The sequence below is a fragment of the Cellulosimicrobium sp. RS genome, from assembly GCF_046159675.1.
In the GTDB taxonomy this organism is placed as follows: Bacteria; Actinomycetota; Actinomycetes; order Actinomycetales; family Cellulomonadaceae; genus Cellulosimicrobium; species Cellulosimicrobium funkei.
Genome location: NZ_JBJXVU010000004.1, coordinates 228,352 through 243,599 on the forward strand (window position 1 = coordinate 228,352; position 15,248 = coordinate 243,599).

A 15,248-nucleotide genomic window follows, 5' to 3' on the forward strand; every position below is an offset into this window, starting at 1 on the left:
GCGGGAGGTGGACGTGAGCGAGGAGCGCCGGCTCGAGGTGCTGCGGGCCATCGTCGAGGACTACGTCCTCACGCGCGAGCCCGTGGGTTCGCGCGTGCTCACCGAGCGCCACAGCCTCGGCGTCTCGCCCGCCACGATCCGCAACGACATGGCGGCTCTCGAGGACGCGGGGTACATCGCCCAGCCGCACACGTCCGCGGGCCGGATCCCGACGGACAAGGGATACCGGCTCTTCGTGGACCGCCTCTCGGGCGTCAAGCCGCTGTCCGCGCCGGAGAAGCGCGCCATCGAGACCTTCCTGTCCGAGGGCGTGGACCTCGACGACGTCATCGCGCGCGCCGGGCGCCTGCTCGCCCAGCTCACCGGCCAGGTCGCCGTCGTGCAGTACCCGTCGCTGAGCCGGTCGGGCCTGCGCCACCTCGAGCTCGTGCCCGTCGGCGAGTCGCGGCTCCTCGTCGTCATCATCACGGACACGGGTCGCGTCGAGCAGCGCACGCTCGAGGTCGCGAGCCTGCCGGACGAGGGCACGCTCGTCGAGGTGCGCGCGCGGCTCAACGCCGCGGCCGCGGGCAAGCGCCTCACGGACCTCGCGCCCGGCCTCGCCGCCGTGACCGAGAGCTTCCACCCCGACGACGCCCCGCTCGTCCGCGCGGTGGGCGACCTCGTCGCCCAGACGCTCGCGGAGGAGAGCGAGGAGCGCCTCGTCCTCGCGGGCACGGCGAACCTCGCGCGCGCGGGCATGCGGTTCGAGCACGCGCTGCGCCCCGTCCTCGAGGCGCTCGAGGAGCAGGTCGTCCTGCTCGGGCTGCTCACCGAGATGGCCGCCGAGTCGGGCGTGAGCGTCCGGATCGGTCGCGAGACCCAGCTCGAGGGCCTCGCGGAGACCTCCGTCGTGACGACCGGTTACGGTAACGACGGTGACACGGTCGCGCTCGTCGGCTCGATCGGGCCGACCCGCATGGACTACCCCGGCACCATCGCGGCGGTGCGCGCGGTCGCGCGCTACCTGTCACGGGTGCTCGGCACGTGAGCCCCGCGGTCTCCCCGCCCGCGGCGGGCCCGCTCGACGACCACCCCCGACCCCTCCCGACCGGCCCCGCGCCGGCCTCACGACCCGCACCAGCAGAGAGTGACGTGTGAGCGACTACTACGAGATCCTCGGCGTGGCCCGTGACGCCAGCCAGGACCAGATCAAGAAGGCGTACCGCAAGCTCGCGCGCGAGCTGCACCCGGACGTCGCGGGCGAGGAGGCGGGCGACCGCTTCAAGGACGTCGCGCGCGCCTACGAGGTGCTGTCCAACCCGGAGAAGCGCCAGCAGTACGACCTCGGCGTCGACCCCAGCGCCCCCGGCGGCGGGGGCGGCGGCCCCATGGGCGGCGGCTTCGGCTTCCAGGACATCTTCGAGACGTTCTTCGGCGGCGCCCAGGCGCAGCAGGGCCCGATCCCGCGCGCCCGCCGCGGCCAGGACGCGCTCGTGCGGCTCGACATCGACCTCTCCGAGGCGACGTTCGGCGCGCAGCGCGAGCTCCAGGTCGACACGGCGGTCGTGTGCGGCACGTGCGGCGGCACCTGCTGCCGTCCGGGCACCTCGCCCCGCACGTGCGAGGTGTGCCACGGCCGCGGCACGGTCCAGCGCGTCGCGCGCTCGTTCCTCGGCCAGGTCATGACGAGCGCGCCGTGCGCCGCGTGCCAGGGCTTCGGCACGGTCATCCCCGAGCCGTGCGCGGAGTGCTCGGGCGAGGGCCGCGTGCGCAGCCGCCGCAGCATCACGGTCAACGTCCCGGCGGGCGTCGACACGGGCACGCGCATCAAGCTCACCGCGCAGGGCGAGGTCGGCCCGGCCGGCGGCCCCGCGGGCGACCTGTACGTCGAGATCCGCGAGCGCAACCACGACACGTTCGTGCGCCGCGGCGACGACCTGCACTGCACCCTCCAGGTGCCCATGACGGCGGCCGCCCTCGGCACCGTGCTCGAGCTGGAGACGCTCGACGGGCTCCAGGAGATCGACCTGCGCCCCGGCACGCAGCCGAACCAGATCGTCACGCTGAAGAACCTCGGCGTCGGGCACCTGCACGGCAGCGGGCGCGGCGACCTCAACGTGCACATCGAGGTCCAGGTGCCGACGGCCCTCGACCCCGAGCAGGAGCAGCTCCTGCGCTCGCTCGCCGCGCTGCGCGGCGAGGAGCGGCCCGAGCCCCGGCTCGCCGCCGCGCACCCGGGCGTGTTCTCGCGCCTGCGCGACAAGCTCTCCGGCCGCTGAGCGGGGCGCGCGCATGAGTGCTCCGGTGTTCCTCGCCGAGACGGGGATCGACGGCGTCGCGCCCGGCGACCGGTACGTGCTCGACGGCGCGGAGGGCCGGCACGCGGGCGTCGTGCAGCGGCGCGGCGCGGGGGAGCGCGTCGACGTCGTCGACGGCGACGGGCTCCGGCTGCGCTGCGTCGTCGAGCACGCCGAGTCGGGCCGCGTGACGCTCCTCGTGCAGGAGGTGGACCGCGAGCCGGCGCCGGACGTCGTCGTGACGCTCGTCCAGGCGCTCGCCAAGGGCGACCGCGACGAGATGGCGATCGAGGCGGCGACGGAGATCGGCGTCGACGCGGTCGTGCCGTGGCAGGCGGAGCGGTCCGTCGTCGTGTGGCGCGGCGAGCGCGCGGCGAAGTCCCGCGCGCGGTGGCTCGCGACCGTCCGCACGGCGACCAAGCAGGCCCGGCGCGCGCGCCTGCCCCGCGTCGAGGTCGCGCTCGACTCGCGCGGCCTCGCGGCGCGGGTCGTCGACGTCGTCGCGGCGGGCGGTCGGGCGATCGTCCTGCACGAGGAGGCGACGACGCCGCTCGCCGACGTCGGGCTGCCCGCCGGTCCGGCCACGGACGGCGCGCCCGCGCCCGAGGTGCTCGTCGTCGTCGGCCCGGAGGGCGGGATCTCCGACCGCGAGCTCGCCGACCTCACGGCGGCCGGCGCGGTCGCGGCGCGGCTCGGGCCCCACGTGCTGCGCACGTCGACCGCCGGCCCGGTGGCCGTGGCGCTGCTCGCGGAGCGGCTCGGCCGCTGGGGCGTGGCCGGGACGCGTGGTCTAGCCTCGGGGGCATGACGAGCACCGACCTGCGCACCGACCCGGACTGCCTCTTCTGCCGCATCGTCGCGGGGGAGGTGCCGGCCGACGTCGTGGCGACCAGCGAGCGCTCGATCGCGTTCCGCGACATCGACCCGCAGGCGCCCGTGCACGTGCTCGTGGTCCCGCGTGACCACCACGGCGACATCGCCCAGCTCGCGGCGGCGGACCCGGAGCTGCTCGGCGACGTCGTCGCGCTGGCGGACGAGGTGGCGGGCGACCTGGCCGACGGCCAGTTCCGGCTCATCTTCAACTCGGGGCCGCGCGCCGGCCAGAGCGTGTTCCACGTGCACGGCCACGTCATCGCGGGCGCCGAGCTCGGCTGGTCGCCCGCCTGAGCCCTGCGCGAAAGCGCGTGTGACGCCCGGCCGCGCTCGGTACGATGGAAGCGATCTGCGGGGCGGTGGCCGTCCCGGACCCACTGCCCGACCGAAGGAGCGCAGCGGCGCAAGCCGGCTCATGACCTCTCTGTCCCGAGAACCCGACCCCTCGTCGCACCGGGTCGAGCACCGCATCGTCATCCCGAACCACGTGCCGATGGTGGCGCTCCTCGGTAGCCGCGACTCCGTGCTCCGGGCCGTCGAGGAGGGGTTCCCCGCCGTCGACGTGCACGTGCGGGGCAACGAGATCGCGGTCGCCGGCCCTCCGGGGGAGGTCGCGCTCGCCGCGCGCCTGCTCGACGAGCTCGTCGAGGTCGTCGAGGCCGGCACCCAGCTCACGGCCGACGTCGTGACGCGGTCCATCGCGATGCTCACCGCCGCGACGGCGTCGCGCCCGGCCGAGGTGCTGACGCTCAACATCCTGTCGAGCCGCGGCCGCACGATCCGGCCCAAGACCGTGGGCCAGAAGCGCTACGTCGAGGCGATCGACGCGAACACCATCACGTTCGGGATCGGTCCCGCCGGCACCGGCAAGACGTACCTCGCGATGGCGAAGGCCGTGCAGGCGCTGCAGTCGAAGCAGGTCAACCGCATCATCCTCACGCGCCCGGCCGTCGAGGCGGGGGAGCGGCTCGGGTTCCTGCCCGGCTCGCTGACGGAGAAGATCGACCCGTACCTGCGCCCGCTGTACGACGCGCTGCACGACATGATCGACCCGGACTCGATCCCCAAGCTCATCGAGGCCGGCACGATCGAGGTCGCGCCGCTCGCGTTCATGCGCGGGCGCAGCCTCAACGACTCGTTCATCATCCTCGACGAGGCGCAGAACACGACCACCGAGCAGATGAAGATGTTCCTCACGCGCCTCGGCTTCGGGTCGCGCATGGTCATCACGGGCGACGCGACGCAGGTCGACCTGCCGGGCGGCACCCAGTCCGGCCTGCGCGTCATCGAGGACGTCCTCACCGGCGTGGACGACGTCGAGTTCTGCCGGCTCACGTCGTCCGACGTGGTGCGGCACCGGCTGGTGAGCGACATCATCGACGCGTACGCGCGGTGGGACCTGGCGAGCGGCGGGGGCTCGGGGAGCTCCGGGTCGCGCCGCCGCGACGACGACCGCCGCGGACGCCCCGCGGCACGAGAACGACGGACGAGGGACGACGCGTGAGCATCGAGGTCAACAACGAGACCGAGGCCGAGGTCGACGAGGCCGAGTTCGCGGCGCTGGCACGGTACGTGCTCGACGCGATGCGCGTGCACCCGCAGAGCGAGCTGTCGATCCTCTTCGTCGACACGGACGTGATGAGCGAGCTGCACGTGCGCTGGATGGACGAGCCCGGCCCGACGGACGTGCTGTCGTTCCCCATGGACGAGCTGCGGCCCGGGCGCGACGGCGAGGTCGCCGGCCCCGGCCAGCTCGGCGACGTCGTGCTGTGCCCGGAGGTCGCCGCCCAGCAGGCGGTGACGGCGGGCCACTCGACGGCGGAGGAGATGCTGCTGCTCACGACGCACGGCATCCTGCACCTGCTCGGCTACGACCACGCCGAGCCGGAGGAGGAGAAGGAGATGTTCGCGCTGCAGCGCAAGCTGCTCCTGACCTTCCTCGCGGGCCGGTGAGCGGCGAACCCGTCGCGCTCCTGGCGGCCCTGACCGTCCTGACGGTCGTGCTCGCGGCCGCGCTGAGCGCGGGCGAGGCGGCGGTGCTGCGCGTGACGCGGGCGGCCGTCACGGAGGCCGCCCTGGGCGACGACCCGGCCGTGCCCGCCCGCCCGGAGGGGCGCCGGGCGCTGGCGCTGCTCGCGGACCCGGCGGCGACCGTGCGCTCCGTCGGCTTCGTGCGCGTCGTCGCCGAGGTCGCGGCGGTCACGTGCCTCACGCTGCTCGTCGCGGCGTGGCTGGAACCGTGGTGGCAGGTCCTGCTCGTCGCGCTCGCGGTGAGTGTCGTCGTCGGGCTCCTCGTCGTGCGCGTGAGCCCGCGGTCCCTCGGCCGCCGCCACGCGGTGCGCGTCCTGCTGAGCCTGTCGCGCCTGCTCACGGTTGTCGTCGGGGCCACACGCTGGCTCACGCGGCTCGCCCCGGCGCCCGACGAGGGAGCCCACCAGCGCGAGCTCCAGGACATGGTGGACCGCGTCAACGAGTCCGAGGTCATCGAGGAGGAGGAGCGCGAGCTCATCCGCTCCGTCTTCGAGCTCGGCAGCACCCTCACGCGCGAGGTCATGGTGCCCCGCACCGACATGGTGACGACGGCGCGCGACACGCCCCTGCGCAAGACCCTCTCGCTCTTCCTGCGCTCCGGCTTCTCCCGCATCCCGGTCACGGGCACGTCCGCGGACGACCTCGTGGGCGTCGCCTACTTCAAGGACGTCGTGCGCGTCCTGCAGGGCGGTCCCGGGACCGACGCGCGGCCCGTGGGCGAGGTCGCGCGCCCCGCGATCTTCGTACCCGAGTCCAAGCCCGTGGACGACCTGCTGCGCGAGATGCAGGCGTCGTCCTCGCACATCGCCATGGTCGTCGACGAGTACGGCGGCGTCGCGGGACTGGTGACGATCGAGGACGCGCTCGAGGAGATCGTGGGCGAGCTCACGGACGAGCACGACCGGCCGGAGCCCGAGGTCGAGGACCTGGGCGACGGCGTCCTGCGCGTGCCCGCCCGCCTCGGCGTCGACGAGCTCGGCGAGCTCTTCGGCCTCGGCCTGGACGACGACGACGTGGACACCGTGGGCGGCCTGCTCGCCAAGGCGCTCGGCAAGGTCCCGCTGCCCGGCTCCGTGGCCGAGGTCCACGGGCTGCGCCTCGAGGCCGACCGCGTCCAGGGCCGCCGCAAGCAGCTCGCGACCGTCCTCGTCTCGACGGCGACCTCGCCCGACGCTCCGGTCCCCGCGCCGGACGAGCCCGACCCCGCGGCCGACACCCGTCAGCCCCTCCCCACCGTGAAGGACACCCCGTGAGCACGACCACCCCCGAGCACCGCTCCGGCTTCGCCTGCCTCGTCGGGCGGCCCAACGCGGGCAAGTCGACCCTGACGAACGCGCTGGTCGGCCAGAAGGTGGCGATCACCTCCGGGCGCCCCCAGACGACGCGCCACACGATCCGCGGGATCGTGCACCGCCCCGACGCGCAGCTCGTCCTCGTCGACACCCCGGGGCTGCACCGCCCCCGCACGCTGCTCGGCGAGCGCCTCAACGACCTCGTGCGCGAGACCCTCACCGAGGTCGACGTTATCGCGTTCTGCCTGCCCGCCGACCAGAAGATCGGCCCGGGAGACCGCTTCATCGCGAACGAGCTCGCGGAGCTCATGCGCGGGCGCCGCGGCACGCCCGTGGTCGCGGTCGTCACGAAGGCCGACCTCGTGGACCGCGGCACCCTCGCCGCGCACCTGCTGGCGGTCGACCGGCTGGGGGAGACGGCGGGCGGCTGGGCCGACATCGTGCCCGTCTCGGCCCAGGACGGCTACCAGGTCGACGTGCTCACCGACGTCCTCGTCTCCCACCTGCCCGAGGGCCCCGAGCTGTACCCGGGCGGCGAGCTCACGGACGAGCCGGAGGCCGTCATGGTCGCCGAGCTCGTGCGCGAGGCGGCGCTCGAGGGCGTGCGCGACGAGCTCCCGCACTCGCTCGCGGTCCAGGTCGAGGAGATCGTGCCCCGCGAGGGCAGCGGCGACGAGGCCACGGGCCGGCCGCCGCTGCTCGACGTGCGCGTCAACCTCTTCGTCGAGCGCGACTCGCAGAAGGCGATCGTCATCGGCCGCGGCGGCTCGCGCCTGCGCGAGGTCGGGACGCGCGCGCGGCACGGCATCGAGGCGCTGCTCGGCGCGCGCGTCTACCTCGACCTCCACGTGAAGGTCGCCAAGGACTGGCAGCGCGACCCCAAGCAGCTCCACCGGCTCGGGTTCTGACCCGGGGGGACGTCCCCCGTGCCGCCGTCGGGAGGGCACCAGGGACCGGCCGGCGGCCCGCGGCGTACGATTCCTCGGTGATCTTCCGGACCGCCGCGACGACGGCAGCCCTCGCGATCGTCCTCGCGATCGTCGGTGCGGTCACCGGGCCGCAGTGGGACCCGGTGCCCGTGACCGAGCACCTCGTCCCCGAGACGCCCGACACGACCGTCGGCGGGCAGCCGCCCGGCGGGGCCGCCCCGGTCGGCACCTACGACGTGCGCGAGACCGACGTGACCGTCCGGCTCGACGGCGCGACCGTCGGAGGCGTGCTGCGCGAGCCCGTCGACGCGGGCGACGACCTCCCGGGCACGGTGTTCGTGCACGGTGCGGGGACCGGCCTGGCGTCCGAGGCGTTCGTGGACGTCGCGACCGACCTCGCGAGCGCGGGCGTCGTGACCCTCGTCCCGGACAAGCGCCTCGACACCTACACCACGCGCCACCGTGACTACGAGGCGATGGCGCGCGACTACGCGCACTCCGTGGACCTCCTGCGGGCGCGTCCCGGCGTCGACCCGGAGCGCGTGGGGCTGTACGGGGAGTCCGAGGGCACGTGGATCGTGCCCGTGATGGCGGCGGACGACCCGGCCATCGCATTCACCGTCCTCGTGTCCGCGCCCGTCGTGCCGCCGCGCCAGCAGGCCGCGTTCGCGGTCGACAGCTACCTGCGCAACACCGATGTGCCCCACGGGGTGTTCCGGGCCATCCCGCGCGCCGTCGGGATGGCGATCCCCGGCGGCGGCTTCGAGTACGCCGACTTCGACGTGGAGCCGTTCCTCGAGCGGCTCACCCAGCCGGTGCTGGTCGTGTACGGCACCGCGGACCCGTCGATGCCCGTCGAGCAGGGCGCGCGGCAGATCCTCGACGCCACGGGGCCGTCGTCGCAGGTGCCGGGCGGGGCCGACGTCACCGTGCGGTACTACGCGGACGCGAACCACGGGATCAAGATCGACGACGTGCTCGTGCCCGACTTCCCGCGCGACGTGAGCGCGTGGGTGACGTCCCTGCCCGCGAGCGCGACCGCGCTGCCGCAGGTCGCGGGCGCCGAGCCCACTCAGCAGTACCTCGCCGGGCCGGTCCCGTCGCCGCGCTGGCTGGGCAACGGCGACCTGTTCGTCGCCCTCGTCCTCGCCGCCGTCGGGCTGCTCGTGCTCGGCCCGCTCGTCGGCCTCGTCGGGGGCCTCGTGCGTCGGCTGCGACGGGTCGCGGGCCGGCCCGGAGCGCCCGCCGGTCTCGCGCCCGGCTTCCGCGTGCCGCTGGTGGGGCTCGGGGTCGGCGCGTTCGCGACGACGGTCGCGCTCGTCGTCTACCTCGTGGCCACCGCGCGGCTCGCGCTCGACTACGAGAAGGACGCGTGGGTCGTGCAGGGCGGCTGGATCGGGGTGCGGCTCGTCGGGCTCGCGACGCTCGTCGCGGGCGCCCTGCTGGTCAACCGGGCCGCCGAGGTCCGCTCCGCGCGCCGTGCGCACGACGAGCGCCGGGGCACCGACGAGGCGGTCGCCGCGGACGAGGGCGGGAGCGTGCTGCAGGTCGCGCGGGGCGTGACCCCCCGCGTCATGCTGTGGTGCGTGATCGCGGGGTCGACGGTCCTGCTCGTCATCCTCGCGTACTGGGGCGTCTACCAGCTCGGCATCTGACCCTGCTCGTGCGCCGTCGTCCGGGCGTGGCGGTCCCGCCGCTCGCCCGGCGCGGCCCGACGGGCGTGCGTATCGTGGACGGGTGAGGCGCCGTCGGCTCGCGCAGGACCGGGCGGCTCGTGCCGGGCACGTCACCCACGAGCCGACGACGGACGGTGCCGGGACGGCGGCCGGCGGCCTCGAGCTCCTGCCGCCCGAGCTGCGGTCCGACGACCGGTTCGACGCCGCCCTCGACGCCGCGCTCGCGGGTCCTGCCGAGGCGCCCGTCCGCCGTCCGCCCGACGGGCCGCGACCCCGGGACGGGGACGGTCCGCCCGCCACGCGGAGCGGGCACCACGACCGGGCGGCCCGCGACGTGCTGCCCCTGTCGCGCCCGCAGGACGAGCGCCCGCCCACGGCCCCCGACATGCCCGGCCCCGCGCGGTCCGGCGCGCCCCGGCCGTCCCGGTCCGCCGGGGGCGGCGAGTCCCCGCAGGTGCGTGCGCCCGGGCGCCGCTGGTTCCTGCACCCCGTCCCGTGGGTGGCGCTCGCGGTCGCCGTCGCGTTCGCCGGCTCCGTCGCCTTCACCGCGTCGATGGAGGACGCGCGGCCCGTCGACGTCACCGCGCTCGCCGGCGGGCTGCGGCCGCTCGAGGACCCGCCCGAGCCGCGCTGGTCGGTCCCCGTCGAGCCCGGCACCGAGGTCGTCCCCGCGGTCGGCGCCGTCGTGACCGTCGACGGGTCGCTCACGGCGTACGCCGTCGCGGACGGCTCGGTCCTCTGGCGGTCCGAGCGTCTCGGCGACCGCGCCACGTGCCTGCCGGCCTCGGGCGAGCCCGCGCGCGAGGTGGTGGTGTGCGCGGTGCCGACGGGGTGGCGCGAGCAGGCGGCCCGGCTCACCACCGTGCGCGCGACGACCGGCGAGGTCGTGGGGGAGCGCACGGCCGCGACGGCGGGGCGGCTGTCCGTCGTGCCGGTCGGCGCGACGGACGTCGTGCGGGCGTGGTGGCGCGGCGACGAGGTCGCGGTGGTGCGCGAGGACGCTGCGACCGGCGAGGTGCGGTGGGAGCGCACGCTCGCGCACGACGGCCTCGGGAGCGGTGGCGACGTCGTGCTCGACGTGCGCCGCGGCGTCGTCGACGTCCTCGCGCCGGGCGTCGCGGCGGCGCTCACGGAGGACGGCCTGTCGCTCGTCGAGGACGACGTGTGGACCATCGTCCGGCTCCAGGACGGGCGCTACGTCGGCAACGAGTACGGCCGCGGCACCGCCACGGTGTTCACCGCCGCGGGCGAGCCCGCGTTCCGGATCTCCGGCCGCGTGCTCGAGGCGCCCCTGTCGGACGGGTCCGCGCCGGGCGTCATCGTCACGAACACCTTCGGCAGCATCGTGGGCGTGGACGCCGCGACCGGCTCTGAGCTGTGGTCGTTGCCGGGCACGGGCATGCGCGCCGTCGCGCGGGTCGACGGCCGCGTCGTCGTCCAGACGGACTCCGCCTATCGCAGCGTCGACGCCCGCACGGGCGAGGAGGCGTGGGCCGTCACGCTCGAGGACGGCGGCCCCGGGCCGGTGCTCACCGACGGCCGGTCGCTGTTCGTCACCGAGCGGCAGCGCCGCCAGCCGGGGCTCGTGTCGATCGCGCTCGACGACGGGGCGGTCGAGTGGCACTGGACGCTGCCGGAGGGCACCTACGACGTGCTCGCGGTCGAGGGCCGGCTCTTCCTCCTCGGGACCGGCGGGCTGACGGCGGTCTCGTGAGGTGCCGGGGCGCGCGCGACGCCCTCCGGTGTCGCCGCCGGCACCGTCCGGATGGTGGCCCCGGGCCGCGTGGGCGCTTGAGCCGCACGTGATGAACCGGTAGAAACGGTCGGGGCCCCTCGGCCCGGCGTGCGTGCGACCGGCACCGCGCGACAGCGTAGGGAGTGCACGATGACCAACCAGACAGAGCCGGCCGAGGACCCGCAGCCCGGTGCTGCGGGCACCGGGCCGACCCCGGCGCCCCAGGGCGTCACGGCGGGTGACGGGGACTCCACGGCCGAGCGCGCACCGGACGGTGCGACGGGCTCGGCAGGGTCGGACCCGGACGCGGCGGGAGCCGCGGACACGGGCACGGAGAAGGACACGGGCTCCGCCCGCGAGGCCGGCGGGACCGCGACGACGACCGCCACCGCGTCGCCCTTCGCCGGGATCCCGGTGAGCGACTACGTGCGCGACGGCGTCGCCGCGCTGCTGCTCCTCGTCTCCCTCGCGCTGCCGTGGGACGTGTCGAGCCGCGCGTCGGACAAGATCGAGGTCGTCCTGCTGACGATCCTCTCGCTGCTGACGCTCGCGCTGCCGTACCTCGCGCGCACGGGCGTGCTCCCGACGACCTGGACCGTGCACACCACGCGCAAGGTCCGTCTGCTGGCCAACGCGCCGTACGTGCTGCTCGTGCTCGTCTACCTCGTGGTCGACGTCGTGGGCGGCGGCGACCTCGCCGACGGGTGGGGCGGGGTCGGCTCCGCCGCCGCGCTCGGCCTCGCGGGCGCGCTCCTCGCGGCGCAGCCGCGCGAGAGCGAGCTCGGGCCGCAGGACCAGGACCGCGCGGTCACCGACCGGTGGCTCCAGGCGCTCCTCGCGCTCGCGGCGCTCCTCGCCCTCACCGTCCTGCTCACGGTGATCCTCACCGCCACCGGCACGCGCCTCGGCGGCGCCCTGTTCGTGCTGCTGGTGATCGTGGCCGCGGTGTTCGTCCTCGCGCTCGCCGGGCTGCCGACGTACGGCACGTGGCGCCGGTCCGAGGCCGCGCGCCTCACGCTCGTCGGGCTGGGCGTCATGCTCGCCGTCGGGTTCGTCCTCGGCTCGGGCAACAACGGGCTCGTGACGATCGAGAGCACGCACGGCGGCCGGTTCGGGCTCGTGCTCGTCCCGGCGCTCGCGGCCGTCGCCGCGGCGCCCGCGGTGCACCGCGCGATGGCCGCCGCGGACCCGGTGACCACCTGGGTGCGCGTGGCCGTCAACGCCCTCGACCTCGTGCTCGTCGTCGCGGGCTACGTCGCCGTGAGCGCCGTGCTCACCCTGGCCGACGGCGCACGCGGCGTCCCGGTCGTCCTCGCGGTGGTCGTCGGCGTCCTCGCGGCCGCCGTCGCGTTCGTCGCGCGCCGCTCGCTCGCTCGCGACGCCGCGACCGGGCGCCCGCTCGCGCTCGGCGGCGCCGGCGTCGTGGCGCTGCTCGGCATCGTGCTGCTCGTCGTGACCTCGAACCGCGTCGTGCTCGGCGGCGGCGTGGAGCACGTGCTGCTCGCCTTCGGCCTCCCGCTGCTCGTCGTCGGGGCGCTCACCGTGCCGCGCGAGGTGCGCGCCTACTTCGCCGAGCACCGCCCCGTGCCCGCGGCCACCGGGGCGGAGGCGGCACGCGCGTACGTGTGGCAGCCGCCCGCGCCGAAGCAGCCCAAGCCGGCCCGGCCCGCGCCCGCCCCGGCGGGCCCGCCGGCCGGCGCGCACCCGACGGCCGGGCACACGGGTGCCTACCCGGGCTCGGGTGCCTACCCGGCCACCGGACCGACGGGCACCTACCCGCCGGCCGGGCACACGGGGCCCGTCCCGACGCAGCAGGCGCCGGACCGGCGGTTCGCCGCCGGGTCCGACGCGACCGAGGTGCTCCCGGTCCAGCCGGCGGAGCCGGAGCGCAGCGGGTACGCCGCGCGTCCCGGCCTCACGCCCGACGAGGGCCCGTCGACGGCGGTCCTGCCCGCCTACCAGGAGGAGCAGCCGGGCACCGGCCCGCAGCCGACCGCCCAGCAGCCCGGCCAGGGGTACCCCCAGCAGGGCTACGGCCAGCAGCAGGGCTACGCGTCCTCCGGGCCGGGGCAGCAGGGCTACGCGCCGCAGGGGTACGACCAGCAGGGCTACGGCCAGCAGGGGTACGCCCAGCAGCCCGCGGCGCAGCAGCCGTCGTACGCCCCGCCGGCCCAGCCGGCGGGCTTCACCGCGGCCCAGGCGCTCGACCCGGGCACGCCGCTCGAGGTCCTGGCGCAGATCGTCCAGGACGCCCCGCACCTGCGGCCCCAGGTCGCGGCGAACCCGTCGACGTACCCCGCGCTGCTCGAGTGGCTCGGCAACCTCGGCGACCCCGCGGTCGACGCGGCGCTGCGCTCGCGGCGCGGCTGACGCACCCCGGCGCCCGGCCGGCCCTCCGCGCGAGGGCCGGCCGGGCGCACCCACGCCGTGCCCGAGGAGCGGACGTCCCGGGCGCGCGGACGGCGGAGGAGTACAGTGGCGTCGTGCACCTGATGCGGCATCTCCTCCTTCGTTGCCGCGGCGAGGCCCTGTAGCCGGTTCCTCGTCGCGGTGGTTGGTGTGCCGGCTGACACCGATCAGGACGACCCCGAAGGACCGACGATGAACGCCTCCGCCCCCACCTCGACGCCCACCGCCGCGGACCCGAACCCGCAGCAGCCGTCGGGCATGCCGATCCACAAGTACCTGCCGTTCCACCGGCAGATCGACGTCTCCCTGCCCGACCGCACGTGGCCGGACAAGCGCATCGAGACCGCGCCCCGCTGGTGCGCCGTCGACCTGCGCGACGGGAACCAGGCCCTCATCGAGCCCATGAACGCGGAGCGCAAGCTGCGCATGTTCGAGCTGCTCGTCGCGATGGGCTACAAGGAGATCGAGGTCGGCTTCCCCTCGGCCTCGCAGACCGACTTCGACTTCGTGCGGATGCTCATCGAGGAGGACCGCATCCCGGACGACGTCGTCATCCAGGTCCTCACGCAGTCCCGCGAGCACCTCATCGCCCGCACGTACGAGGCGATCAAGGGCGCGAAGCAGGCGATCGTGCACCTCTACAACTCGACGTCCGTCCTGCAGCGCGAGGTCGTGTTCCGCTCGGACGAGGACGGCATCATCGCGATCGCCGTCGACGGCGCGCGGCTGTGCAAGAAGTTCGAGGAGACCGTCCCGGAGACGACGGTCTACTACGAGTACTCGCCCGAGTCGTACACCGGCACGGAGCTCGAGTTCGCAGCCCGCATCTGCAACGAGGTGCTGGAGGTCTTCGAGCCCCGCCCCGACCGCAAGGTCATCATCAACCTGCCCGCCACGGTCGAGATGGCCACGCCGAACGTCTACGCCGACTCGATCGAGTGGATGAACCGGCACCTGCACCACCGCGAGAACGTCGTGCTGTCGCTGCACCCGCACAACGACCGCGGCACGGCGGTCGCGGCCGCCGAGCTCGGCTACCAGGCGGGCGCGGACCGCATCGAGGGCTGCCTGTTCGGCAACGGCGAGCGCACCGGCAACGTCTGCCTCGTCACCCTGGGCATGAACCTGTTCAGCCAGGGCGTGGACCCGCAGATCGACTTCTCCGACATCGACCACGTGCGCCGCACGGTGGAGTACTGCAACCAGCTCGGCGTCCCCGAGCGGCACCCCTACGCCGGCGACCTGGTCTTCACGGCGTTCTCCGGCTCGCACCAGGACGCCATCAAGAAGGGCTTCGACGCGATGGCCGTCCGTGCGGAGGCGGAGGGCGCCACGGTGGACGACATCACGTGGGCGGTCCCGTACCTGCCGATCGACCCCAAGGACGTCGGCCGCTCGTACGAGGCCGTGATCCGCGTCAACTCGCAGTCCGGCAAGGGCGGCATCTCCTACCTGCTGAAGTCGGAGCGCCACCTCGACCTGCCGCGCCGTCTGCAGATCGAGTTCTCGCAGTCCGTGCAGCAGCACACCGACGCGCACGGCACGGAGGTCACGGGCGAGGACATCTGGCGCCTCTTCTCGGACGAGTACCTGCCCGTCGAGCCCGGCTCCGGCCTGGAGCCCTGGGGCCGGCTCAAGCTGCGCTCCACGCGCGCGTCGTCGAGCGAGGACGGGCCCGACACCCTGAGCGTCGACGTCCTCGACCGTGGCGAGGAGCTGACGCTCGAGGGCACGGGCAACGGCCCGGTCGCGGCGTTCGTCGACGCGATCGCGCAGGTGGGGGTCGACGTCCGCGTCCTGGACTACGCGGAGCACGCGCTCTCGGAGGGCGGGGACGCCACGGCCGCCGCGTACGTGGAGTGCCAGGTGGGCGACGACGTCCTGTGGGGCGTGGGGATCGACCCGTCGATCACGACCGCCTCGCTCAAGGCCATCGTGTCCGCCGTGAACCGCGCGGAGCGTGCCCAGGGCTGACCGCCCTCCCGCCGATCTCACCGACGGCCCGGACGACCTCGTCGTCCGGG

General features: G+C 75.1%; 12 protein-coding genes. All 12 read left to right on the forward strand.

The window, feature by feature from the left end; genetic code table 11:
- Positions 1-13 precede the first annotated feature (13 nt).
- Entirely contained in the window at positions 14-1,030 is a 1,017-nt protein-coding gene (hrcA, locus tag ACI769_RS08465; protein ID WP_021482687.1) for a heat-inducible transcriptional repressor HrcA, read from the forward strand.
- 106 nt (positions 1,031-1,136) lie between these two features.
- Positions 1,137-2,261: a molecular chaperone DnaJ gene (dnaJ, locus tag ACI769_RS08470; protein ID WP_043651775.1), complete on the forward strand. Its 1,125-nt coding sequence runs from the start codon at positions 1,137-1,139 to the stop codon at positions 2,259-2,261.
- Positions 2,262-2,274: 13 nt separating this feature from the next.
- Positions 2,275-3,087 carry a 16S rRNA (uracil(1498)-N(3))-methyltransferase gene (locus tag ACI769_RS08475; RefSeq protein WP_085387703.1) on the forward strand — a complete coding sequence of 271 codons (813 nt, stop codon included), beginning with the start codon at positions 2,275-2,277 and terminating at the stop codon, positions 3,085-3,087.
- Positions 3,084-3,446, forward strand: a complete 363-nt coding sequence (locus tag ACI769_RS08480; RefSeq protein ID WP_021482946.1) for an HIT domain-containing protein — start codon at positions 3,084-3,086, stop codon at positions 3,444-3,446. Before ACI769_RS08475 ends, ACI769_RS08480 begins: the two co-directional genes overlap by 4 nt.
- A gap of 121 nt (positions 3,447-3,567) precedes the next feature.
- On the forward strand, positions 3,568-4,656 hold the full coding sequence (locus ACI769_RS08485) for a PhoH family protein (protein ID WP_021482947.1): 1,089 nt from the start codon (positions 3,568-3,570) through the stop codon (positions 4,654-4,656).
- The gene (ybeY, locus tag ACI769_RS08490) at positions 4,653-5,105 is read left to right on the forward strand and encodes an rRNA maturation RNase YbeY (RefSeq protein ID WP_021482948.1); all 453 of its coding nucleotides are present in this window, start codon (positions 4,653-4,655) and stop codon (positions 5,103-5,105) included. Before ACI769_RS08485 ends, ybeY begins: the two co-directional genes overlap by 4 nt.
- Positions 5,102-6,436, forward strand: a complete 1,335-nt coding sequence (locus ACI769_RS08495; protein ID WP_061266746.1) for a hemolysin family protein — start codon at positions 5,102-5,104, stop codon at positions 6,434-6,436. The genes ybeY and ACI769_RS08495 overlap by 4 nt, the downstream gene beginning before the upstream one ends.
- Positions 6,433-7,383 carry a GTPase Era gene (gene era / locus ACI769_RS08500; protein WP_043651768.1) on the forward strand — a complete coding sequence of 317 codons (951 nt, stop codon included), beginning with the start codon at positions 6,433-6,435 and terminating at the stop codon, positions 7,381-7,383. Before ACI769_RS08495 ends, era begins: the two co-directional genes overlap by 4 nt.
- 77 nt (positions 7,384-7,460) lie before the next feature.
- Positions 7,461-9,059, forward strand: coding sequence for a prolyl oligopeptidase family serine peptidase (locus tag ACI769_RS08505; RefSeq protein ID WP_085387704.1), 1,599 nt, complete (start codon positions 7,461-7,463; stop codon positions 9,057-9,059).
- Between the two features lie 82 nt (positions 9,060-9,141).
- Entirely contained in the window at positions 9,142-10,794 is a 1,653-nt protein-coding gene (locus ACI769_RS08510; protein WP_085387705.1) for a PQQ-binding-like beta-propeller repeat protein, read from the forward strand.
- 171 nt (positions 10,795-10,965) lie between these two features.
- Positions 10,966-13,185, forward strand: a complete 2,220-nt coding sequence (locus ACI769_RS08515; protein ID WP_085387706.1) for a hypothetical protein — start codon at positions 10,966-10,968, stop codon at positions 13,183-13,185.
- A gap of 231 nt (positions 13,186-13,416) precedes the next feature.
- Positions 13,417-15,198 (forward strand): 2-isopropylmalate synthase, encoded by a 1,782-nt coding sequence (leuA, locus tag ACI769_RS08520; protein WP_043651760.1) that lies wholly within the window; start codon positions 13,417-13,419, stop codon positions 15,196-15,198.
- The last annotated feature ends 50 nt before the right edge of the window (positions 15,199-15,248 follow it).